We start from the raw sequence: 22,048 nt of genomic DNA on the forward strand, positions 1-22,048 counted from the left end.
TGGCGGACACGGCCCCGGCCCACCTACTCGGACTTCAGTGGACTATCCGCAAGAGACCTGGTCAGAGTGGCGGGTGGGCGTTGCGCAGCAGCTCCCGGAACTGCGCCGAGTGCCACTGCCCGGCCGCTGGTGCGTCCGGCCACGCGCCGGTCCGGCGCGGCGCACCCCACCCGCTGTCGTACGTCGGGTCGCACATCGGGTTGAAGAATCCTTCGTCGTTCGGCAGCCGGGAACTCACCCCGTCCGACTCGCCCGGCGGCTTCATCCACACGTACGCGTCGACGCCCGGCGCGGGCGCCGCGACCGGCCGTTCGCCGAGGCCCGTGCCGATCTGGTTGCACCAGTTGGAGATCCACGACCGCCGGTCGATCCGACCGCCGTCGACGTACCCGTCGACGCTGGTCTCCGGGCCCGGTCCGGTCGGCCGGTTCGGGCCGCCCCAGCCGTTGCGGGACGTGTCGATCAGCACGCCGACGCGCCGGTCGAAGCCCGCCGCGACCAGCTCGCGCCGGAAGACGTCCACATAGGACAGCTCATCGACGAAGTCGTTCCAGTCGACCCACCTGCTCTGCAGGATCGGCGACCCGTTGATGGACGTCTTGACCAGGAATTCCTCCCGCAACGCCGAGTAGTTGGCCACGTTGGCGATGAAGCCGTGCACGTTCGCCTTCGTGCTGCCACCCGACGTGGCGGCGCGCACCAGCACGTCGCGGGCAGGCGGGCGCTCGTCCGACCAGCCGAGGCTGCCGTGGTGGCCGATGTCCAGGTAGTTGTAGACGTTGCCGAGCCTGCCCAGCTTCGCCAGCGCGTACCCGATGCCCTCCACGTAGGCGCCGTTCGCCCTGACCTGGTCGCACGCGGGCGTGGCCCACGGACGGGGCGAGACGTGCGTGACGATGAACGCCGGCGCGTCCGGCTCCACGACGGCGACGATCCGCAGCCTCCGGTACGCCGGTTCGGCCACGATCGCGGCGATGGGATCGATGAACTCCTGCTTGTACCTCGGCAGGTCGTCGGGTGCCAGGTCGCCGTCGGACGACAGGCGACCGCAGTCCCGGCCGGGCAGGTTGTGCAGGACGAGTTGCACCACGTCGGCGTCCTGGCGCAGGGCTTCGCCCAGGTGGGCGCGCAACCCCATCCGGCCGTTCCGGCCGTCGATGGAAGGGATGTTGTCCAGCCACACCCCGGTCGGCTGCTGGGAGACGGCGGCGCCGCCCGGTTCGGAGGCGGCGCGCGTGGACCACTCCGGGTTGACGTAGACGCGCGCGCCGACGTACGGGTTGTCCACACGTGGCGACGTTCTGGCCGCCGAGGTGCCGACCGCCAAGCCGGCGGTCAGCGCGACCGCCATGAGCCCGGTGCCGACGCGTGAGAGAGACCTCATGAACTGCTACCTCCGGTGATCACAGCGGCGTGACGGGAGGCGGTGTGCTTCCACCGTACCGCCTTGATCACACGCTGCCCAGGTACCGGTGGAGCGCGCCGGCGGCGTCGAGCATCGCCACGGCGCGGCGGGTCAGGTCGGCTTCCCGGGCGGTGATCGCGGTCCGCAACGCCTCCGTGCCGCCCGAGCTGCGGAACTGGTCCATGATCGGCTTGATCGCGGGCAGCGGGTAGCGGCTCTGCCGCAGCGTGGCCACCAGGCGCGCGTCCCGGACGTCGGTCGGGCCGTAGCGGCGGTACCGGTCGGTGTCCCGCTTCGGCGCCAGCAGGCCGGCCGCCTCCCACACCCGCAGCGCCGACGGGCGGACACCCAGCCGTGCCGCCAGCTCACCCACCCGCAGACCGGTCCGCGGCACGCTGTCCGGCGGGAGCCCGGCCACCGCCGTCAACGCCTCCGCCGTCGCCCGCAACGCCTGCCGCTGCTCGTGCGCGACCGCGTGCACGGCGTCCACCTGCTCCAGCGCCAGCGCCGGCGAGCCGTCGTGCGCCGCGCGCATGATGGCCCTGGCCGCGTCCCACCCGTAACCCCGCCCCAGCACCCGGTACGTCAGCAACGCGTCCCGGTGCCGTTCGTCGAACCTCCGGTAACCGGCCTGGGACCGTTCGGCCGGCGGCAGGATCCCGGCGTCCAGGTAGTTGCGCACCTGCTGGGCCGAGATGCCGGCCGCGCGGGCGAGGTCCACGGGGCGAAGCGTCCGCACGGAGGTCGACTCCAACCGATCGGGTTCAACGGCGATTTAAAGGTTACGCGCACACACCCCGAGGTCGGCGGAACGGCACCTCGCGAAAGTCTCAACCACCCACTTCAACGATACGGTTGAAGCCATGCAAACCAACGACAACCAGCGGAAACCGTCGGTTGTGGACACGCGCGGCCTGCGCATGAGGTACGGCCCCACGGACGTGCTGAAGGGCGTCGACCTGACCGTCGGGCAGGGCGAGGTGGTCGCGCTGCTCGGCCCCAACGGCGCGGGCAAGACGACGACCATCGAGATCCTGGAGGGCTTCCGCAAGCGGTCGGCCGGCGACGTGCGGGTGCTCGGCGTCGACCCCGACGACGGCGACGAGGCGTGGCGCGCGCGGCTGGGCGTGGTGCTGCAGTCGTGGCGCGACCACAGCCGGTGGCGGGTGCGCGAGCTGCTGGCCTACCTGGGGATGTTCTACGAGCCCTACCGGGAGCAGGTGTTCGACGTCGACGAGCTGGTCGACGTCGTCGGCCTCACCGACCACGCCCACAAGAGGGTCGGCACCCTGTCCGGCGGCCAACGGCGCCGGCTGGACGTCGCGGTCGGCCTGGTCGGACGACCGGACCTGCTGTTCCTGGACGAGCCGACGGTCGGCTTCGACCCCGAGGCCAGGCGCGAGTTCCACGAGCTGGTGCGCCGGCTGTCCGGCACCACGATCCTGCTCACCACGCACGACCTGACCGAGGCGGAGAAGCTGGCCGACCGCATCGTGATCCTGGTGGCCGGCCGGGTGGTGGCCGACGGCACGACGGCGGAGCTGGCCGCCCGGATCGCGGGCGAGGCCGAGGTGCGGTACCGCCTGGAGGGCGAGGAGCACGCGCTGTCCGTGGCGGATTCCACCGGGTACGTGCGGGAGCTGTTCGCCGAGCACGGCGAGGCCGTCGAAGACCTGGAGGTGCGCCGCGCCGACCTGGAGGACGTCTACCTCGCGCTGGTCCGCGAGTCCGAGGAGGTGACCGCGTGAACCCCCGTGTGGTGGCCGTGCGCGCCGGCGTCCGGCGGGGCCGGATCGAGTTCGGGCAGACCATGACGAACGTGGGCGAGCTGATCAGCTGGCTGTGGCTGCCGGTGGTCGCGCTGATCGTGGTGTACGCGTTCGGCGACGGACCGCTGCCCGGCGTGGACTTCCCGCTGGGCGCGCAGGCGGTGCCCGGCATCCTCGCGATGAACGCCTTGTTCACCGGCCTGATGGGGTTGGCGGTGGCGCTGACCATGGACCGCGAGGACGGCACGTTGCTGCGCGCGAAGGCGACGCCGAACGGGATGCTCGCGTACCTGATCGGCAAGGTGCTGGGCAAGGCGGCGCTGACGGTCGCGACCCTGGCGCTGATGCTGGCGCCGGCGATGGTGGTGTTCGACGGTCTGGAACCGGGCCGGGCGTCGACGTGGGTGACGTTGACCTGGGTGCTGCTGCTCGGGCTGGTCGCCACCCTGCCGATCGGCGCGGTCCTGGGCGCGGTGTTCGGCAGCGCCCAGAGCCTGGGTCTCGTCACCCTGCTGATCATGGGCCTGGTGGCGGTCTCCGGCGTGTTCTACCCGATCACCGCGCTGCCGGGGTGGTTGCAGGCGGTCGGTCAGGCGTTCCCGATGTACTGGATGGGGCTCGGCCTCCGGTCCGCCCTGCTGCCGGACGCCCTGGCCGCGGCCGAGATCGGCGGCAGCTGGCGGCACCTGGAAACCGTGGCGGTGCTCGGCGCGTGGGCCGTGGTCGGTCTGGTGCTGGCGCCGACCGTGCTGCGCCGCATGGCCCGGCGCGAATCGGGTTCCTCGGTCGCGGCCCGGCGCGAGCAGGTGGCGCAGCGGTTCAGCTGAACAGCTCCGCCAGGTCGCCGCGCTGCAACGCCACCAGCACCCGACCGGCCCCGGTGTCCGGCGCGGTCGGCGCGAGCACCCGCACCACGCCGGGCTGATCGGCGGGCTGCTCGACCGTCGCGTCGGGCACGACCGTCGACCAGGCGCCGGTGTCCAGGTTGGTCCGCACCACGTCCTTGACGGCGTTGGGGTTCTCGTCCGGCACGCACACGACCTCGGTGGCCTCGCCCGCCGGGGTCGTGCGCACGCCCGCCGCCACCGGCAGCCCGCTCGTCGGCTTGCTGATCATCGCGGCCGACACGTCACCGAGGCACCGGGCCAGCTCGCCGATCATCGGGTCGGCGGCCAGCGACCGGTCGCCCGCGGGCTCGGTGACCCACTTCAGCGCCGCGCCGGTGGGGGCGTGGGCCACCGCCCCGGCCTCCGCCCGGACGTGCTGGAACCCGGTCACGATGCCGGCCTTCGCCAACGCGCCGTCCCTGTCGATCTCGCCGTCCCTGGCGGTGGTCCAGGTTCCCGACCCGGCACGTTCGCCGCCCAGCGCGGCGATCTTGGCGTCCACCGCCGCCACGTCGACGTCCATCCGCAGCACGGCGGCCCACTTCGGCGACTGCCCGACCCTCAGCGCGGTGTTGGCCCGGGTCGGGTCGAAGCCGACCAGGTCGGGCAGCACCCGGCTGCGTCCGGCCAGGTCGGAATACCCGTAGCCCTGCAACGTGCGGAAACGCGCGGCGTCCCGCTCCACCAGTGCCCGGACGGCCGCCACGTCGCCGTACTCGACCAGCACGGTCGACTCGTCGGTGGCCCGCACGCCCGCGAGCGCGCCGAGCAGTCCGGTCGCCGGCGGGGGCTGCGTCACGTCGGCCTCGGCGGCGCACCCGGCCAGCAGGACCGCCGCCAACGCCACGCTCGCACGTCTGATCACGAACGGATGTTAGGTCGCGAAGCGGTCCTCACGCCCGTTTTCGCGGAAAGCGCTTCAGCCCGGGATCTCCACCGCGATCTCCTCGCCCAGCCGCGCCCCGCCCGACAGGTCCAGCTCGTCACCGCTCCAGAACCGGCCCGGGTCGTACCAGTTGGCCCGGCGCCCGGCGGGCAGCAGACCCATCGCCTCGTACGTCACGGCCACGACCTCGGCGCAGTACGCGGTCTCCAGCGTCGCCTCGGACGCCTTGCGCAGGTTCGGCAACCGACCTCGCAGCCACCTCGTCGCGAGCCGCGCCGTGGACGGGAACGGGGTGCCGTTGAGCACCGCCACCGTCTTCAGCACCGCGTCGTCCTCCTCGCGGGTCGTCGGCCGGTCGAGCTGGCGCAGCCACGCCCGCTGGCCGTACTTCCGCGCCCACACCAGCACCGCGTCGCGCAGGTCGTGCAGCTGCACCCCGCGGTGGTGGGTGCCGGTCCACACGTCCGGCAGCGTGCGGCCCATCTCGGCGTGCCACATCAGCGGCGGCAGGTCCTCCACCGCCACCGTCATGCCCACGTGGTTGACCGGGCTGTTCGTCGTCACCCGGATCGCTCGGTCGGCCACCGAGCTGCCGCGGAACAGCCACACGTCGCCTGTTCGGGTGAGTTCGACCGCCTCGTCCAGACCGATCTTCGTTCCCGCCATCCCGGTAGCCTAGGCAGATGCGCTGGTGGAAGCTGCTCGGCCTGGCCGGTGTCGCGGGTGTGGCGGCGACCGGGGTGGTGATCGCGCGCGCGGAGCGGAAACGCCGGGCGTACACGCCGGAGGAGATCCGCGAACGGCTGCACGCCCGGGTCGCCCGGACCCCTTGACACTTCGCGCTGCGGCCTCCTCGCGGCGATGGGATCTTGTTGCCCATGGTCGTCGTGGTGTTGGGCACGGGGTTGATGGGCGCAGGGATGGCGCGGAGCCTGCTGCGGGCCGGGTTCGACGTGGTGGTGTGGAACCGCAGCGTGGCCAAGGCGCGCGCGCTGGCCGAGGACGGGGCCGTGGTCGCGGACGACCCGAAGACCGCGGTAGCCGAGGCGGACGTCGTGATCACCATGCTGTTCGACGCGGGCGCGACCTGCGCGGTGATGACCGAGGCGTTGCCGGCGGTGCGCGAGGAGTCGGTGTGGGCGCAGTGCGGCACGGTCGGGGTCGAAGGCGGTCAACGGCTCGCGGAACTCGCCGCCCGGCACCGCGTGCCGTACGTGGACGCGCCTGTTCTCGGCAGCCGCGCGCCGGCGGAGGCGGGCAAGCTGACGGTCCTCGCGGCGGGGCACCAGGGGCTGCGCGCGTCCGTCGCGCCGGTGTTCGACGCCATCGGCATCCGCACGGTGTGGGCGGGCGAGCGCCCGGGTGACGGGCAGCGGCTCAAGCTGGCCGCGAACTCGTGGGTGCTGTCGATCACCGCCGCCACCGCGCAGGCCGTGGCGTTGGCCCGAGGCCTCGGCCTGGAGCCGGACGCGTTCCTGGAAGCCATTGCCGGCGGGGCGGTCGACAGCACGTATGCGCAGGTGAAGGGACGGGCGATGATCGACAGCGACTTCTCGCCCGCGTTCGGCGTCGACGGCGCGGTCAAGGACAGCGAGCTGATCGTGGCGGCGTTGGACGTGGTCGGCGCGGACGACCGGCTCATGCGCGTGCTCCACTCCCTGTACCTGACCGCCGCCGAGCGGGGCGCGGGCGAGGGCGTCGAGGACATGGCGGCGGTGATCCGCGCGTTCTAGGCCTGTCGGCCGCGGACGGGTGGAACTACCGTCGAACCGGGTACCAGTGGGGTGGGTGCCGGTCGGCGGTGGAGGAGGCGGCTCGTGGGTAGCGGCGGGCTGATCGCGGCTGCGGCGTTGACCGGTGCGGTCGTCGCCGGGGGGATGGGCGTGCCCGACCCGGACGACATCTGGAGCGACACGGGCCTGCGCGTGGTGGACCGGGCGACCCGTTCGGACGGCGAGTGCGCCCCGCATTCGTTCGGACAGGTGCGGGAGCTGTTGGCGGCTACGCCCTGTGTTGCACTCGACCGGATGTTGTTCACGCTCAGTGATGACGAGGGTGGCACGATCGCCGTGTTCGTCGCCTGGGTCGAGTTCGCCGACGCTAACGAGGCGCGCGAGTTCAAGCGGGTGGAGGACATCCACGGCACCGGTGACATCACCCCGCTGTCGGGATCGCTGCTCCAGATGGAGGACGTGCCGTTCAGCGCGCTGAACTACGAGTCGGACGTGCTGGAGGACGTGACCGTGGTGATCGCCGAGACGGAGGGCGTGAGCGGCGGGTTCACCGCCGGGTACCTGGACGACGTCGCCCGCGTCGCCGTGCTGACGCCCCGCCCCTGACCCACGGGAAGTCCCGCCTCCTGTGTTTCAAACCTGCCCGATCGGGCTACCCCGGACCGCGCCGGCAAGTCGGCGCTTCTCCGGTGTCTACGGGGGTGGGGACGGTGGTGCGCAGTGGACTTGGATTTCGATGACGACGCCGTGCGCGGACTGCTCGCGTACGTCTCGGAGGTGACCAGGGCGCTCGGGTTCAGCGGCGAGTGCTCCTGCGTCCAGGCTGACGGCTCCTGCCTGAGTGCCTACCTCGCGTTGGACGGTCACCTGCCCGGGTTCGCCGACCGGGACGTGGCGCTGCTGTGGGACGAGGAGCGCGGCTGGTCGGTCGCGGTGGAGAGCGACAGCGCCGAACCGCCGTTCGTGCTGGCCAGGCTGCGCGGCCCGGTGTGGCCGGAGCCGGCCGTCGTGGCGCAGTGGGTGGCGGGACTGGACCTCGTGTCCGACGACGAACTCCTGACCGCGCGCTGAGTCCGTCAGCCGAGCCGGTCAGGTGGTCAGGCGGGCGATGAGGGTCTCGATGTCGTGCGCGACGACGAGTTCGGTGCGCACGGTGGCGAGGCCGAGCCGGTGGTTGACCCGGATCATGTGCTCGTTGTCGGCGTTGGTGACGGTCTCCACGCGCTCCAGGTCGGGGTGGTCGGACACCAGCCAGTGCGCCATCACGCCCTTGAGGGCGAGGCCCAGGCCGTGGCCGCGGTGCTCGGTCAGCACAACCGTGTCGCCCTGGTAGGACGTGCGCGGGCCGTGGGGCAGCAGGACCACCTCGGTCAGCCCGGCGACCTCGCCCGTGGCCTCGTGCACAGCGACCACCACGCGCTGTTCGACGTCGTCCTCGCGCAGGCCCGCTTCGGTCTCGCGGACTTGGCCGACCGTCCACTCCGGGTGCTGGAACTCGGTCGTTCCGGTAGGGGCGTCGTGGATCGCGCTCCGCGCGGCGGCGTAGGACTCGACGATCCCGTCGGGTGCGGAGCCGATCCACCGCTCGGCCCGGTAGCCGTCGGGCAGCGCGACCGGCCAGCGCGTCCGATCGGCCTCGGCGACCGTCAACGTCTGCACGGCCAGCGTCCGGACGGTCTTGAACCCGAGCCCGTGCGCCCAGTCCGCGGGCGTGCCGCCGGCCAGGAGTCGCCAGTCCTCGATCACCGTGCGCCCGCGTTCGCGGAAGTGCGGGAGCATCGCGCTCAGCAGGCGCGTGCCGATGCCCCGCCGGCGGGCTTCCGGGTGGACGACCACCGTGGCGATCGCGATGTGGCTGTTCTCCGCCTCGGGGAACCGGGCGTACCCGAAGGCCACGATCCCGGTCGCGTTCCGCACCACCCAGTGCCCGGCCGGTCCGACGCCGGGGAACGGGTTGCGCAACCGCTCCACCACGTCCTCGTAGGTCGGCACCGGCTCGCCGGGCTCGTCCCGCTCGTCCCGTTCGTCCGCGAGGTGACTCGCCCGCACCACCCGGTAGTACCCGGCGAGTTCGTCCGCGCCTGCCTGGTGCGGGTCGAACAACTCCACTGTCACGCAGCCCCCCGGTTCTTCGGCGAGCGATCACCGTATCGGCTTCCAGCGCGGGGGACGTCAGCGTTTGTGGTGCGCTACCTCCTGCTCGGCGTTGTCGGCGGGCGGGATGTCGCGGTCGACGTGGTCGGCGTGGAAGAGCGCCTGCGCAAGCAGGGACTTCACGTGGTCGTTGGCGGCGGAGTAGTAGACGAACGTCCCCTCCCGCCGGCCCTTCACCAGGCCCGCCAGGCGCAGCTTCGCCAGGTGCTGGCTGACCGCGGTCGGCGCGGCGCCGGCCAGTTCGGCGAGGCAGGCCACCGACGACTCGCCCTGGAGCAGCGCCCAGAGGACCTTGATGCGGGTCGGGTCGGCCAGCAGGCGGAACGACTCGGCGGCCAGGTGGACCTGCTCGTCGTTGGGCATGTCGAACTCCGACAGCGCGGTGTGCATGGTGCGAGCCTACTTACTTGCGTATCTGCATGCCTGCGCAGGTACGCTCACACCGTGACGAACAAGGCGCGCCACCCTCATGGGCACGGACACGGTCATGGGCACGGCCATCGTTCGGCCGACCGCGTCGACAGCGCGTTGGAGAGCAGCAAGCGCGGGATGCGGGCGCTGGTGGTCTCGTTCGTCGCCCTGTTCGTCACCGCGACCGCCCAGGCGGTGCTGGTGCTGATCACCGGTTCGGTGGCCCTGCTGGGCGACACCGTGCACAACTTCGCCGACGCCCTGACCTCGGTGCCGTTGGCGATCGCGTTCGTCCTGGGCCGCCGTGCCGCATCACGCCGCTTCACCTACGGCCTGGGTCGGGCGGAGGACCTGGCCGGTGTCGCGGTCGTGCTGGTGATCGCCGCGTCGGCCGTGTACGCCGGGTACGAGTCGGTGCGCGGACTGGTCGACCCCCAGCCGGTGCGGCACATCTGGGTCGTGGTGGCCGCCGGCGTGGTCGGGTTCGCGGGCAACGAACTGGTGGCCCGCTACCGGATGCGCATCGGCCGCGAGATCGGCTCGGCCGCTCTGGTCGCCGACGGCCTCCACGCCCGCACCGACGGCTTCACGTCACTGGCGGTGGTGCTGGGCGGGATGGGCGTGGCGCTCGGCTTCCCCGCCGCCGACCCCGTCGTCGGCCTGGGCATGACCGTCGCCATCCTGTTCGTCCTCCGCGACGCCGCCGCCGAAGTCTTCGGCCGCCTGCTCGACGCGGTGGACCCGGCGTCCGTGGACCTGGCCGAACAAGCCGCCGCCCGGGTCGAGGGCGTGGTGCGAGCCGAAAGGGTGCGCATGCGGTGGACCGGTCACGTGCTGCGGGCGGAACTGGCGATCGCGGTGGACGCCGGCCTCAGCGTCGACCAAGCCCACCGCATCGCACACGAAGTCGAACGCCACCTCAAGGACACCATCCCGCGCCTCACCGCCGTGACCGTCCACACCGAACCCGCCGTCCCCGCCTGAGCCAGGTGCCCCAGGCGTGCCGAACCAGTGGGTGGGGGCGCGTCATCGTCCACTTCGGGGTGTCCGAGGGTCGTTACGGCGGGAGATTCGCGGCACCGGCACGGCCCTGCTGGAGTGCGCCCGAGTGGTGGACGACCCGAGGTTGCCGATCACCGGTGTCGACCTCGTGGACTTCTTCGCGGAACCGCCGCACCGCGGCGTGGAGTCCGTGACGGCACCGGTGGGTTCCTTCGTCCCCCGACGCTCCTACGACCTGGCCACCTTCGTCCACGGCCTGCACTACATCGGCGACAGGGTTGGACGTCCTCACCCGCGCGGCGTCGTGGCTCGCCCTGACGGCCTCCTGGTGGCGAACCTGGACCTCGCCGCCGTCGGGTCCGAGCAGGGCAGCCCGCTGCGCCGACGCCTGACCGGGCCGCTGCGGTCGACCGGGTCGACTACGACGCGCGCCGCCGCCGCATCACGCGCACGGGCCACCGGCAGGTGAGCCTTCCGTTCCGGCACCTCGCCGCCGGCGACCAAGCTGGACCGGACTGCACCGGCCGGCCGGCGGTGAACTCGTACTACGCCCGCGCGTGAGTGCGCGTGTCAGACCGCTAGGCGTGGCCAGGATCGCGTGTCCCGCAACAGTTGCCGGTCGTGCGTGGCGATCACCACCGCGGCCGGGGTGGACGTGAGCGCGGCGGTCAGCTCGTCGACGAGCGCGGCCGACAGGTGGTTGGTCGGCTCGTCCAGCAGCAGCACGTGGGGTCGCCGGACCAGCACCAGTGCCAGGTCCAGCCGCCTCCGGGCGCCGACCGACAGTTCCGCCACCGGACGGTGCCTGTCGTACGCGTCGAGCAGACCCAGCTCGGCCAGGTCCGGACCGGGCACGCCCGACCGGGCCGACTGCTCGTCGTAGAGGTCGAGCGCCGTGCGGTCGCCCGGCGGGTCGGACTCCTGACCCAACCGCCCGACCCGCACCGACCGCGCGCGGGTGACTCCGCCCGTGGCGGGCTCCAGGTCGCCGGCCAGCACGGCCAGCAGCGTGGACTTGCCGGCGCCGTTGGGTCCGGTGACCACCAGCCGGTCCCCGGACTCCAGCGCGAGGGTGACCGGGCGCGTGAGCCGCGAGGCCACCGTCACGGCGGTGGCTCGCAGCAGGGTCGCTCCGTCGTGCGCGGGCAGCTCGGGCATGGCGAACCGGGTCGGCGGTGGCGGGACCGTCACCACGTGCGCGGTCAGTTCCTCCTGCCGCCGGTGCACGGCCCGGACCAGGCCGGGCGCACGGGTGGCGCGAGTGTGCTTGCCGTGTCCTTTGGCGGGCCGCCAGTTGTCGCGCAGCCGGTTCTGCGCCGTCGACAGGTCGTCGGCCAGGCGCTGCCGCTCGGCGACCTGCTCCGCGTGCAGCGCCTCCCACCGGGCACGTTCGGCTCGGCGGGCGTCGACGTACGCCTCGTAGCCGCCGCCGTACACCCGTGGCCGGCCGTCGCTGGACGGGTCGAGGTCGACCACCGTGGTGGCCACGTCGGCGAGCAGCGCCCGGTCGTGGCTGACCAGCACGACCACGCCGGGGTGGGCGCGCAGGCGTTCGGTGAGGTGGTCGAGCCCGTCCGAGTCGAGGTGGTTGGTCGGCTCGTCCAGCAGCAGCACGGGGTGGCCGGCGCCGAGCAGGCACGCCAGCCGCACGCGGTGGCGTTGCCCGACGGAGAGCGTGCCGAGCGGGCGGGTCCGGTCGGTGACGGCGTTCAGCGCGGCCAGCGAGACGTCGACCCGCCGGTCGGCGTCCCACGCGTCGAGCGCTTCGGCCTCCGCGAGCGCGTCGGCGTAGGTGTCGTCCGCCCCAGGGCGGCCCTCGGTGAGCGCGTCGGTGGCGGTGTCCAAGCGCGTCAGCGCGCTGCGCACGGCCGCCAGTTCGAGGTCGACCAGGTCGCCCGCGGTGTCGGTCGGGCCGAGCGGTATCTGCTGGTCGGCGACACCGACCGAGCCCGCGCGGCGCACTTCGCCGCGGTCGACGGGCAGGTCGCCGGCGAGCACCCGGAGCAGGCTGGTCTTGCCGCGACCGTTCTCCCCGACGACCGCGACCCGGTCCCCGGCGGCGGCGACGAGGTCGACGCCGGCGAGCACGGGCCGTCCGCCGAAGGAGAGGTGGACGCCGGACATCCGGACGTGCGCCGCGCGCACAAGGGCAGGCGAGAGGTGGGACATGAGGGAGGTGCCTCCGACGAGAGGTGATGAGCGGAGAGGACGAAGTCCGGTAGCGCGGAGTCGCGGTACCGGTGGAGGCGTCGTCCCTCAGAGGAAGAACAGGTGCTGCATCACGTTCGCCAGCTTAGAACGCCCACCCGACGTGTCGCACCCGGATTTCACCGACCTCATCGGAACGACGGGCGAGGCGGTCTCACGGGGTGGTGGGGGCCAAGGGGATGCCGGTGAGGTCCAGCATCCGGCACATGTCGTGGAAACCCTCGGTGCAGGCAGCGCCGATGTCCGGGTAGCGGCCGGTGGATTCGGCGTACCGGAGCAGGAACCACGGGTCGATCGCGTCGGGGAGGTCGGTCAGCACGTCGATCTCGGTTCCACTCCCCAGGCTGGTGAACAGGCAGTGCTCGCCGTGGACGTGCAGCGCCCACGTCTCCCCGTCGACCTCCAGCTCGTCCGGGTACCAGGCACCTCGTTCGCAGGCCGGCTCGACGTGCACGCGGAACTGGTCGGCGAGCCGGTGGGCGAGTGAGCGGAACTCGGCGACCAGTGCCTCCAACCGGCCTTCGAGCCGGCGGACCTCGGCCTCGTCGATCAGCCGCAGGACCTTGAGCGACGGTGGCCGCGCCGGGCCGGCGCCGGGCGAGGGGAGGACGAGCAGGCCCTCCGGCGCCAACACGCCGCGCAGCCCGCCCACCGCGGCGAGCACCTGTGGCCACGTCGCCTCCGACGACAGGGGGAACGTCGCGGGCCGGCCGCGTGCCACCAGCCGCCGGACCGCGTCTGCCGCCGGCGGGCCGTCGGCCGGTTCGGTGCTGGGAAGCGGCATGCCGGCAGTATTCCCGACGGCGGAGGTCGGGAGTCGGGGGTGGCCGAGGTGACGGTGGCCGAGGTGATGGCCGAGTTGGCCGCGCTCGAAGACCCGAGGGCGCGTGAGGTCAACGAGAAGCACGGTGACGATCACGGGGTGAACCTCGGCAAGCTGCGCGCGGTCGCCAAGCGGCTGAAGACGCAGCACGACCTGGCGCGCGGCCTGTGGGGGACGGGCGACACCGCGGCGCGGCTGCTGGCGATCCTGGTCTGCCGGCCGAAGGCGTTCGAGCGCGACGAGTTGGACGCCATGCTGCGCGAGGCACGAAGGCCCAAGGTGCACGACTGGCTCGTGAACTACGTGGTGAAGAAGGGGCCGCACGCCGAAGAGCTGCGCGTGGCGTGGACCGCTGATCCGGACCCGGTGGTCGCGAGCGCGGGCTGGGCGCTGACCACCGAACGCGTGGCCAAGAAGCCGGAGGGCCTGGACCTCACAGGGCTGCTCGACGTCATCGAGGCGGAGATGCGCGACGCCCCGGACCGCCTCCAGTGGGCGATGAACCACTGCCTGGCCCAGATCGGGATCGAGCACGCCGAGCACCGCGCCAGGGCGATCGCCATCGGGAAGCGCCTGGAAGTGCTCAAGGACTACCCGACGCCGCCGAACTGCACGTCCCCGTTCGCACCCGTCTGGATCACCGAGATGGTGCGCCGGCAGCAGGGCGACTAGCGACGAGCGACGCTAGGCCCGGCCGGTGGGACCGGTGAAGTGGTGCAGGACCATCTCGGTCAGCGCGGCGACGTCGGCGTCGGCCATCGGCTCACCGGTCATGCCCATCCGGTGCAGCAGGGTGCCGACGACGGTGTCGATGAGGAGCAGGACCCGGTGCTCCGGCTCGCCGAGCGCCTCCTGGAGCGCGACCCGGTACGGGTCCTGCACGCGGGTCGACAGGATCTCGCGCAGAGCGGGATCGCTGACACCGTCGACGAACAGGCCGGCGAACGCCGCGCCCACACCGGGTTCGCCGATCTTCGCCGCGATCCAGCGGATGCCCGACGAGATGTCCTCCCGCGGACTGCCGCCCCGCAACGGCACCGGGCCCAACGCGTCGACGAGGCAGTCCGCGATCAGCGCCCCCTTCGACGGCCACCGCCGGTAGAGCGTCGTCTTCGCGACCCCCGCCGCCGCCGCGATGCGGTCCATCGTCGCGCCCGTGTACCCCAGTTCGCGCACCGTTTCCAGCGCCGCGGCGAAGACCGCGGCGTCGATGCCGGCGCGCGGACGGCCGGGTGGTCTCGCCGGGCCGGGCCTTCGGGTCATGGCTCCACGATAGCCAGTTGCGCTACGATCGGTATCGATACCATTGGTAGCGGAACTGTCGAGGGGGGACGTGGGTGACATGAGTGAACGGCTGCCGTGGAGGATCCGGCTGCTGCAAGCCCTGCAGGAAGAGCCGGACTGGTCGGCGATGACGGCCGAGGAACTGGTGACCTTCCGCGAAGCGGAGAACCGCAAGCGGTCGTCCCGGCTGATCCGGCTGGTCACCGGGTTCCCGGACCGCGCCGCCGCGATCCGGTGGCAGGAGGTGGCGTTGCCCGATCGGGTGGTCCCGGTTCGGGTGTGCCGGCCGTCGTCGAGGCGGAGCAACCTGCCGCTCGTGCTCCACGTGCACGGCGGCGGGTTCGTCGGCACGGCGGCGCAGTGCGATTGGGTGACCGGCCACCTCGCCGCACGGCTGCCGGCGGTCGTCGTGTCGGTCGAGCACCGGCTCCTCGACCCGGGCACTCCGCTGGCGGCAGCCGTCGACGACGCCTGGGACGTGCTGCGGCACGTGGTGCGGCACGCCGCCGAATGGGGAGTCGACCCGGCGAAGACCGCCGTCTTCGGTGAGAGCACCGGTGCGATGATCACCGCCCTCGCCGCGATCCGGGCCAGGGAATCCGGCCTGCCCCTGCGGGCGCAGGTGTTGGTCAACCCCGTGGTCGACCTGACCGAGGCCGGGTTCCACTTCCCCTCGATGACCCGGCGGGAACTGAGCCCGACCGCGGCGCAGATGCGGCTGCTGCAACGGTTGGCCGTTCCGCCGGGCGCGGACGCCCGCGCGCTGTCACCGCTGCACGCCGACCTGAACGGACTGGCGCCGGCACTCGTCGTCGTGCCGACCCTCGACACGCTGGCCGACCACGGCCGCCGCTACGCCGAGCGGTTGCTCGAAGCCGGAACGCCCGCGCGGCTCACCGAACACCCCGGAGCGCCGCACGCGTTCCTCAGCATGCCGGGCGCGGTGCCGCAGGCCGGAGCCGCGCGGACGGAGGTCGCCGGGTTCCTCCGCGACCACCTCGCCGCGAAGCTGACGAACGCGGGGGAGCAATGACCACGAGCGCCGCGCGGCTGGACGACGTGATCGAGCGGTTGCCGGCGGGTGGGTGGCGAACGTCGGCGAGGGCGGTGCGCTGCTGTCCGGAGGTGAACGCCAGCGCGTCTCGACCGCACGGGCGCTGCTGAAGGACGCGCCGATCGTGCTGCTGGACGCGGTGACCGCCGCGCTCGACCCGGTGAACGAGGCGGCCGTCCACGAGGGTGTCGAGCGCCGCGGTGGCCGCTACGCCGACTTCTGGCGCCTCTCGGTGGCGCCCGCGACCCCCGGCTGACGCACGGAACCGCTGGTGATCGGGCGAGACACCCGAATTGTCGGTGGGGCTCGATACGGTGCGCGCAGATCACTTGGAGGGGGAAGCGAACGCATGTCTGCCACGACGTACCTGGAGCTGTCCGAAGCGGGCGGTGGCGCGCACAAGTTCTACGAGGTGCGGGTCGACGGCACCGAGGTGACCATCACCTACGGGCGCATCGGCGAACAGGGGCAGGTCAGGAGCGCGAGCTTCGCCGACCACGCCAAGGCCCTCAAGGCGGCCGAGAAGAAGGTCGGGGAGAAGGTGCGCCGGGGTTACGCACCCGCCGTGAAGGGGATGCGCCAGCGCCGTGCGGTGAGCAGGCGGCAGATCGTCAGCACCCGGTCGACCGCCCGCCAGGCGCCGGTGCTGTGGCGGTTCGCCTCCGGCGCCCCGGCGTTCGGGATCTTCGTCGGCGAGGAGCAGGCGTGGGTCGGCAACGAGAACGGTGACGTCTACACGCTCACCCACGACGGCCGGGTCACCGGGCGGTTCGGCCTGCCCGACGCGGTCAAGTGCATCGTGGCCGACGACTTCTGGATCTACGCGGGGTGCGATGACGGCCGGGTGTACGACCTCGGCGCCAAGGTGCCCCGGGTGGCCTACGAGATCGCCGACGACGTGGACATCTACTGGCTCGACATCCACGACGGCGTGCTCGGCGTGTCCGACCGGCAGGGCCGGGTGACGGTGGTGGACCACGAGGACGAGTTCCAGTGGTCGTGCCCGTCCACCGGCGACAACGGCTGGATGGTCCGCTGCTCGCCGGAAGGCGTCTTCCACGGCCATTCCCGGGGCATCACCCACTACACCGGCCGGGGCCACGAGGCGTGGCACGCGGACACGGTGGGGCAGGTGCTGTTCGGGTGGCAGGAGCGCACCGAGGTCTTCGCCGGCACCAGCCGGGGGTGGGTGCACCGGTTCGCCAAGTCGGACGGGCGCAAGGTGGGCGACTACCGCTGCGACGCGGCCGTGTTCTCCTGCGCGACCTCGCCCGACGGCGAGTTCGTCTTCGCGGGCGACAACGAGTCCTCGGTGTACTGCTTCGCCGCCGACGGGACGCGGTTGTGGAAGCTCGCCACCGGGTGCGGCTCCGCGTTCTCCATGCAGTACCGGGACGAGCGGCTGTACCTGGTGACGACGGGCGGCTCGCTGGCGTGCCTCGACGCCAGTCCGGCCGCCGTGCACGCGGCCGAGCAGGGGCAGCTGCCACCGCGCCAGGACATCAAGGCCGGCGCCATCGACCGCGTCGAGGCGACCGCCGAGGTGGAGGTCGTCACGCACGTCACCTCGGACGACGGCGTCGTCGTGGAGTGCGTGCAGGAGGGCGGGCGGATCAGGGTGCACGTCGTCTCGGACGGCTACGACCGCTCGTGGGGCGTGCAGTTCCCCAAGAACATCCGCGTGCCCGGAGCCCGGTACCTGGTCAGCGAGGTGGTCACGTCGGCCGGCGGCTCGTTCTACCGCACCCGCGGTGAGATCAAGCGCCTGCGGTGAGCACGGGTGCCGGCGGCGACCAGGGGGCGTCGCCGGCACCGCCTCGCGCGTTCGGCTCAAACGCCCTTGCACCGCAGAACGGCCCGCACGTCCGACGCCCCCCGCCAGGACGAGGAGCCGGTGAGGTGCGCGACGTGCAGGGTGGGTGGCGGAGGTGGTCGCCGACTACGGCGTGAGGTGGACGGGCTGCCGCTCGGCCATGTGGCGGGTCAGCCCGGCGGAACCGGTGGGGATCAGGTGGCGCGGGCGTGGGCCGAGCAGCTCGCCGCCCGCGGGTGACGGGCACTCGGTAGCACACTCCTTTGTGGACGGGCCCTCAGCTGCGGACACCCGAAGGTGTGGGGGAAGCAGCCGATCGGACGTTGTCCGCGGTGTTGCGCGCGCCCTACGGTCGGATGACGTTCGCTCGACCGGGTTCACCCTTGGAGGTTCCGCGGTGTCACGGAAAACGCTTGGCGCCGCGGTGGGCGCCCTCCTGCTCGCCGGCACGTCCCTGCTCACCGTCCCGATCACGGCGTCCGCGGTGGACGACAGGCCGACCGCGGTGGTGTCGCTCGGCGACAGCGCGATCTCCGGTGAAGGCGCCGGGTACTACGAGCCCGGCACCGAGGGCGAGAACGGCAACTGGTGCCACCGCTCCACCCGCGCCCTGATCCACCGCACCCAGCTCGCCCAGCGCACGATCAACCTGGCCTGCTCGGGCGCGGACTCGGCGAACGTGTCGCTGGCCGACACCGTCCACTACACCGAGGGTTCCCAGGCCCGGAGGCTGATCGACGTCGCCCGCCAGTACCGGGTCACGGCGGTCGTCGTGCAGGTCGGCGCGAACGACGACGTGCGCTTCGCCGACACCATGGTCGACTGCGTGGCCGCATGGGTGAACCCGTTCGGGTCGAGCTGCCGCTCCAAGCTGGAACGCGAGTGGCCCGGCCGCCTCACCGCGATGGCGCCGAAGGTGGAGAGCGCGGTCCGCGACGTCCGTTCCGCGATGACCCAGGCGGGTTACACCACCTCGTCCTACCAGCTGATCCTGACCTCCTACGCCTCGCCGGTCACCGAGAAGATGGACCGCTTCCGGCACGGCCCGCAGGGCTGCCCGCTGCGCCTGGCCGACGCCGGCTACGGGCGCACGGTCGCGGTGCCGCAGCTCTCCGAGGCGCTGCGCGGCGTGGCGACCCGGAGCGGCGCCAAGTTCCTCGACTTCTCCCGCGCCACGGAGAACCGCGAGGCGTGCAGCAAGGGCGACAGCTCGGCGGGCGAGTGGCAGCGGCGGCTGACCGTCGACCCGTACGCGCTGGTGTCCGGCGGCCTGGACGCCATCGGCATCCACATGGCCCAGCAGTCGTTCCACCCGAACGCCGCCGGGCACGACGAGCTGGGCCGGTGCGTCACCGAGTTCGTCAACTCCGGCGCCGGTTCGGCCCGCTGCCTGGCCGGTGCCGACGGTCACCTGCACGCCATCCCCTGACCCCGGCCGAGGCCCTGAACACCGGTTTCCGATCTGCGAGCAACCCTCGTCGCACCCCTGGCGTCTTATCGGTAGGTTGGCGAGACCGCTAGGGGAATCGCTTTTGGGGGGACCGGTGTCCGAAAAGGCCTTCGTCCGCGTGTGCGGACTGGTCGCGGTGGTGCTCACCGCGACCGCGTGCACGTCGACCGGAGAAGAGGAGCCGCTCGACCCCGGGCTGGCGCCACGCGGCACCGTGCAGACCACGGCGACGCCGACCAGGCAGGACCTGTCCAACAAGGTCAGCCTGACCGGCAAGGTGACCATGAACCCGACGTTCGGGATCGTGTCGCCGCTCGCGGGCGAGGTGCGCTACTGGGTGGTGGCGGAGCCGACCGGCACGCCGTCCAACCCGACCCGGATCGCCTCGATCTGGGTGGACGGCAAGCCCACCAACGTGGACGTGCCCGCCGGATCGACGTTCGGCGGGCGCCTGGTGGACGACCGCTCGACGGTGACGGCCGGCATGCCGATCGCGTCCGCGAAGTACGCGGGCTACGGCATCGTCGCGGAGATCGGCGGCGAGCAGGCGTACCAGATCTCCGACGCCGCGACCGGCACCGTGCAGGCGCAGATCAAGAACGGGCCAGGTCCGTTCCCGTGCACCCTGCTCGGCACGATCGCGGCGCTGCCGGCGGGCACCGTCCCCGCGCCGGTGCCCGTGGAGCCGGAGTCGGAGCAGGGAACGGGGTCCAGCGGCACCAGGAAGCCCGCGCCGCCCATGCCCCAGCCGCCGCGGGAGCCGCGGACCTCGTCCGAGCCGACCGGCCTGCGCCTGGTGTGCACCGCGCCCGCCGACGTGAAGCTGATCAACGGCGCCGCCGCCACCCTGGAGCTCGTCACGGCGAGCGCGAAGAACGCGCTGGTCGTGCCGGTCGAGGCCGTCGCGGGCGGCCAGGGCAAGGGCAAGGTCGACGTGGTCGGGCCGGACGGCGCCAAGCGAACCAAGGACGTCGAGCTGGGCCTGACCGACGGCAAGGTGGTGGAGATCAAGACGGGCCTGACCGGCGACGAGACGCTGGCCGTGCCCGGTCCGAACCTGCCGCCCGCGCCGAACGGCCAGGGTGGCCCCGAGACGGGGTCGAAGTGACCACGTCACCGTTCTTCATGCCGCCGGTGCCGCCACCGCCGGTGTCCCAGCCGCCGCTGATCCACCTCACCGGCGTGACCAAGACCCTCAAGGGCCAGGACGAGCCGCGCGTCATCCTCTCTGGCGTCGACCTGACCGTGCGCCCCGGCGACAGCGTCGCCATCCTGGGCCGCTCCGGTTCGGGCAAGAGCACGCTGCTCAGCCTGATCGGCCTGTTCGACCGGCCGGACGGCGGGCAGTACGTGTTGGGGGGCCGGGACATCACGAAGATCCCCGAGCGCAAGGCGGCGGCGTTGCGCAGCGCCGAGTTCGGTTTCGTGTTCCAGCGCTTCTTCCTGCTCAAGCACCTGACCGCGGCGCAGAACGTGGCCATGGCACTGGTCAACGGCCAGGGCTGGCTGCCCCGCCGCAAGCGCAAGGCCAACGTGATGGCGGCGTTGGAGCGCGTCGGCATCGGCCACCTGGCCAAGCACAAGCCGCCGCGCCTGTCCGGCGGCGAGCAGCAACGCGTCGCGATCGCCCGCGCCCTCGTGCGCGAGCCGCGGATCCTGCTGGCCGACGAGCCGACCGGCGCGCTGGACACCGAGACCGGCAACCTCGTGGTGGAGGTGCTGCGCCGGACCACGGACCAGGGCTGCGGACTGGTGCTGGTCACCCACGACCAGGACCACGCGGCGAAGATGGGGCGGGTGCTGCACCTGTCCGACGGCCTGCTCCGCCCGGCGGGTCAGCGGGTGGTCGCGTGATCAGGCTGTCCGGCCGGCTGCGGGCGTCGCTGATCATCGGCGGCCAGGGCATCCGGGCCCGCAAGCTGCGCACGTTCCTGTCCATGATCAGCCTGTTCCTCGGCGTGCTCGCCGTGGTCGTCGTGCAGGCGGGCGCGGAGATCGCGAACCGCGCCATGCTCGCCGACGTCGAGCTGTCGCAGGGCAAGGACGGCACCCGGCAGATGTACCTGCCGCCGGAGGGCCAGGCCGTCCCGGTGGCGCTGGAGGTGTTGGAGGGCCGCACGGACGCGGTGGCCATGACCGGCACCCGCGCGATCATCGGCGAGCCCGGCGTGAAGCCGATCAACCAGGGCGGCGGCCCGATCGACCGGCCCGGCTACGGCGGCACGTCGATGAAGTGCGACGAGTCCGGGTGCTACCCCGTGGACGACGGCAGCGCCGGCGCGCCGCAGGGCCAGGCGGTCGAACTTCACCTCGTCGGGCTGACCGGCGACATCCGCCCGTTCCGCCCGTTCCGCCCGTCCCAGGGGCAGTGGCTGGACTTCGGCGGTGAACCGTCGCTCGCGCCGAGGCTCGTCCTCAACACGCACGCGGCGAAGGCTTTCACCCGGTACCACGTGCCGGCGGAGATGCGGGTCGACGGCGCGACCTCCAACCCGACACCGCAGATCATCGGCGTGGTGGACGACGGCGGCTACCAGCCCGCTGCCTACGTCCGGACCGACGAGCTGATGAACTGGATGCCGGTGAGCAGCGTCGGCGACTCCAACGCCGGTCCCGGCCTCCAGGTGCTGCTGAGCCCGGCGGCGGCCGAGGTCGAGCACACCCTCCGGGCCAGGCTGGTCGCCACTGGCGTGCCGGCAGACCACATCCAGGTGAACACGGTCGAGACGCTGAAGCAGATGGCCACCGAGCTGGCGCTGCTGCGCTGGATCTTCCTCGGCATGGCGGCGCTCGTGCTGCTGATCGGCGTGGCGGGCATCCTCAACGTGGGGCTGGCGACAGTGGGCGAGCGCATCGAGGAGTTCGCGTTGCGGCGGGCCGTGGGCACGCCGCGGCTGTTGCTGGCGGGCATCGTGCTGGCGGAGACGCTGCTGACCGGTCTGCTGACGGCGGCGTTGGCGATCGGCACGGGCGTGGTGGGGCTGAAGCTGGCGTTGACGATGTTCGGCTCACGGTTCCCGTCGCTGGACGGCGTGGCGTTCCCTTGGCAGGCGGGTGTCGCCGGTGTGATCGCGGGCCTCGTGGCCGGCATCCTCGGTGGCCTCGTCCCTGCGTTGCGCGCGGCGCGCATCCCCATTTCCACGGTGATGCGCGCCTAGCACTCCAGCGG

The 22,048-nt window shown here is 72.5% G+C and carries 25 protein-coding genes; 16 read left to right on the forward strand and 9 right to left on the reverse strand.

The window, feature by feature from the left end:
* Positions 1-61: 61 nt before the first annotated feature.
* Together ACRAKI_RS10290 and ACRAKI_RS10295 are read right to left on the reverse strand one after the other, a co-directional pair.
* A complete protein-coding gene (locus ACRAKI_RS10290) occupies positions 62-1,384 on the reverse strand; it encodes a glycoside hydrolase family 6 protein (protein ID WP_447006823.1) in 1,323 nt (440 codons plus the stop codon).
* A 67-nt stretch (positions 1,385-1,451) separates the two neighbouring features.
* A complete protein-coding gene (locus ACRAKI_RS10295; RefSeq protein ID WP_447006824.1) occupies positions 1,452-2,126 on the reverse strand; it encodes a MerR family transcriptional regulator in 675 nt (224 codons plus the stop codon).
* A gap of 142 nt (positions 2,127-2,268) precedes the next feature.
* Here ACRAKI_RS10295 and ACRAKI_RS10300 point away from each other — a divergent pair, with 142 nt between their 5' ends.
* Positions 2,269-3,153: an ABC transporter ATP-binding protein gene (locus ACRAKI_RS10300; RefSeq protein ID WP_447006825.1), complete on the forward strand. Its 885-nt coding sequence runs from the start codon at positions 2,269-2,271 to the stop codon at positions 3,151-3,153.
* Positions 3,150-4,001, forward strand: coding sequence for an ABC transporter permease (locus tag ACRAKI_RS10305; protein WP_447006826.1), 852 nt, complete (start codon positions 3,150-3,152; stop codon positions 3,999-4,001). Before ACRAKI_RS10300 ends, ACRAKI_RS10305 begins: the two co-directional genes overlap by 4 nt.
* On the opposite strand, the gene ACRAKI_RS10310 is transcribed toward ACRAKI_RS10305, so the two are convergent.
* Together ACRAKI_RS10310 and ACRAKI_RS10315 are read right to left on the reverse strand one after the other, a co-directional pair.
* The gene (locus tag ACRAKI_RS10310; protein ID WP_447006827.1) at positions 3,994-4,926 is read right to left on the reverse strand and encodes a hypothetical protein; all 933 of its coding nucleotides are present in this window, start codon (positions 4,924-4,926) and stop codon (positions 3,994-3,996) included. The two genes, ACRAKI_RS10305 and ACRAKI_RS10310, sit on opposite strands and share 8 nt — an antisense overlap.
* Before the next feature lie 54 nt (positions 4,927-4,980).
* Positions 4,981-5,613 (reverse strand): hypothetical protein, encoded by a 633-nt coding sequence (locus tag ACRAKI_RS10315; protein WP_447006828.1) that lies wholly within the window; start codon positions 5,611-5,613, stop codon positions 4,981-4,983.
* 17 nt (positions 5,614-5,630) lie between these two features.
* On the opposite strand from ACRAKI_RS10315, the gene ACRAKI_RS10320 reads away from it, so the two are divergent.
* The 4 genes from ACRAKI_RS10320 to ACRAKI_RS10335 all read left to right on the forward strand — a co-directional run bounded on the left by ACRAKI_RS10320 (position 5,631) and on the right by ACRAKI_RS10335 (position 7,751).
* A complete protein-coding gene (locus ACRAKI_RS10320) occupies positions 5,631-5,780 on the forward strand; it encodes a hypothetical protein (protein WP_447006829.1) in 150 nt (49 codons plus the stop codon).
* Between the two features lie 45 nt (positions 5,781-5,825).
* A complete protein-coding gene (locus ACRAKI_RS10325) occupies positions 5,826-6,680 on the forward strand; it encodes an NAD(P)-dependent oxidoreductase (RefSeq protein WP_447006830.1) in 855 nt (284 codons plus the stop codon).
* An 84-nt stretch (positions 6,681-6,764) separates the two neighbouring features.
* Positions 6,765-7,286: a hypothetical protein gene (locus tag ACRAKI_RS10330; protein WP_447006831.1), complete on the forward strand. Its 522-nt coding sequence runs from the start codon at positions 6,765-6,767 to the stop codon at positions 7,284-7,286.
* 120 nt (positions 7,287-7,406) lie between these two features.
* Positions 7,407-7,751, forward strand: coding sequence for a DUF6292 family protein (locus ACRAKI_RS10335; RefSeq protein WP_447006832.1), 345 nt, complete (start codon positions 7,407-7,409; stop codon positions 7,749-7,751).
* An 18-nt stretch (positions 7,752-7,769) separates the two neighbouring features.
* Here ACRAKI_RS10335 and ACRAKI_RS10340 read toward each other — a convergent pair whose 3' ends face one another.
* The gene (locus ACRAKI_RS10340) at positions 7,770-8,795 is read right to left on the reverse strand and encodes a GNAT family N-acetyltransferase (RefSeq protein WP_447006833.1); all 1,026 of its coding nucleotides are present in this window, start codon (positions 8,793-8,795) and stop codon (positions 7,770-7,772) included.
* 57 nt (positions 8,796-8,852) lie between these two features.
* Positions 8,853-9,224: an ArsR/SmtB family transcription factor gene (locus ACRAKI_RS10345; protein WP_184914975.1), complete on the reverse strand. Its 372-nt coding sequence runs from the start codon at positions 9,222-9,224 to the stop codon at positions 8,853-8,855.
* A gap of 54 nt (positions 9,225-9,278) precedes the next feature.
* Between ACRAKI_RS10345 and ACRAKI_RS10350 the strand changes: the two genes are divergently transcribed.
* Positions 9,279-10,229, forward strand: a complete 951-nt coding sequence (locus ACRAKI_RS10350) for a cation diffusion facilitator family transporter (RefSeq protein WP_447006834.1) — start codon at positions 9,279-9,281, stop codon at positions 10,227-10,229.
* A 127-nt stretch (positions 10,230-10,356) separates the two neighbouring features.
* On the forward strand, positions 10,357-10,716 hold the full coding sequence (locus ACRAKI_RS10355; protein WP_447006835.1) for a hypothetical protein: 360 nt from the start codon (positions 10,357-10,359) through the stop codon (positions 10,714-10,716).
* Between the two features lie 101 nt (positions 10,717-10,817).
* Here ACRAKI_RS10355 and ACRAKI_RS10360 read toward each other — a convergent pair whose 3' ends face one another.
* Both ACRAKI_RS10360 and ACRAKI_RS10365 read right to left on the reverse strand, forming a co-directional pair.
* Positions 10,818-12,416: an ABC-F family ATP-binding cassette domain-containing protein gene (locus ACRAKI_RS10360; protein ID WP_447006836.1), complete on the reverse strand. Its 1,599-nt coding sequence runs from the start codon at positions 12,414-12,416 to the stop codon at positions 10,818-10,820.
* A 193-nt stretch (positions 12,417-12,609) separates the two neighbouring features.
* Entirely contained in the window at positions 12,610-13,239 is a 630-nt protein-coding gene (locus ACRAKI_RS10365) for a DUF6896 domain-containing protein (protein WP_447006837.1), read from the reverse strand.
* A gap of 66 nt (positions 13,240-13,305) precedes the next feature.
* On the opposite strand from ACRAKI_RS10365, the gene ACRAKI_RS10370 reads away from it, so the two are divergent.
* Positions 13,306-13,950, forward strand: a complete 645-nt coding sequence (locus ACRAKI_RS10370) for a DNA alkylation repair protein (RefSeq protein WP_447008380.1) — start codon at positions 13,306-13,308, stop codon at positions 13,948-13,950.
* A gap of 12 nt (positions 13,951-13,962) precedes the next feature.
* Here the strand turns inward: ACRAKI_RS10370 and ACRAKI_RS10375 are convergent, their stop codons facing one another.
* Positions 13,963-14,541 carry a TetR/AcrR family transcriptional regulator gene (locus ACRAKI_RS10375; RefSeq protein ID WP_447006838.1) on the reverse strand — a complete coding sequence of 193 codons (579 nt, stop codon included), beginning with the start codon at positions 14,539-14,541 and terminating at the stop codon, positions 13,963-13,965.
* A 79-nt stretch (positions 14,542-14,620) separates the two neighbouring features.
* Between ACRAKI_RS10375 and ACRAKI_RS10380 the strand changes: the two genes are divergently transcribed.
* The 7 genes from ACRAKI_RS10380 (at position 14,621) to ACRAKI_RS10410 (ending at position 22,037) form a co-directional block, all read left to right on the forward strand.
* A complete protein-coding gene (locus ACRAKI_RS10380) occupies positions 14,621-15,595 on the forward strand; it encodes an alpha/beta hydrolase (RefSeq protein WP_447006839.1) in 975 nt (324 codons plus the stop codon).
* Positions 15,596-15,647: 52 nt separating this feature from the next.
* The gene (locus ACRAKI_RS10385) at positions 15,648-15,872 is read left to right on the forward strand and encodes an ATP-binding cassette domain-containing protein (RefSeq protein ID WP_447006840.1); all 225 of its coding nucleotides are present in this window, start codon (positions 15,648-15,650) and stop codon (positions 15,870-15,872) included.
* 93 nt (positions 15,873-15,965) lie between these two features.
* The gene (locus tag ACRAKI_RS10390; protein WP_447006841.1) at positions 15,966-17,390 is read left to right on the forward strand and encodes a WGR domain-containing protein; all 1,425 of its coding nucleotides are present in this window, start codon (positions 15,966-15,968) and stop codon (positions 17,388-17,390) included.
* A gap of 436 nt (positions 17,391-17,826) precedes the next feature.
* Positions 17,827-18,858, forward strand: a complete 1,032-nt coding sequence (locus ACRAKI_RS10395; protein WP_447006842.1) for a GDSL-type esterase/lipase family protein — start codon at positions 17,827-17,829, stop codon at positions 18,856-18,858.
* Positions 18,859-18,973: 115 nt separating this feature from the next.
* The gene (locus tag ACRAKI_RS10400) at positions 18,974-19,987 is read left to right on the forward strand and encodes an efflux RND transporter periplasmic adaptor subunit (RefSeq protein ID WP_447006843.1); all 1,014 of its coding nucleotides are present in this window, start codon (positions 18,974-18,976) and stop codon (positions 19,985-19,987) included.
* Positions 19,988-20,004: 17 nt separating this feature from the next.
* Positions 20,005-20,733, forward strand: coding sequence for an ABC transporter ATP-binding protein (locus ACRAKI_RS10405; protein WP_447008381.1), 729 nt, complete (start codon positions 20,005-20,007; stop codon positions 20,731-20,733).
* Complete coding sequence (locus ACRAKI_RS10410) at positions 20,730-22,037, forward strand: ABC transporter permease (protein ID WP_447006844.1); 1,308 nt, start codon at positions 20,730-20,732, stop codon at positions 22,035-22,037. The genes ACRAKI_RS10405 and ACRAKI_RS10410 overlap by 4 nt, the downstream gene beginning before the upstream one ends.
* The last annotated feature ends 11 nt before the right edge of the window (positions 22,038-22,048 follow it).

This window comes from Saccharothrix isguenensis, from assembly GCF_052936305.1.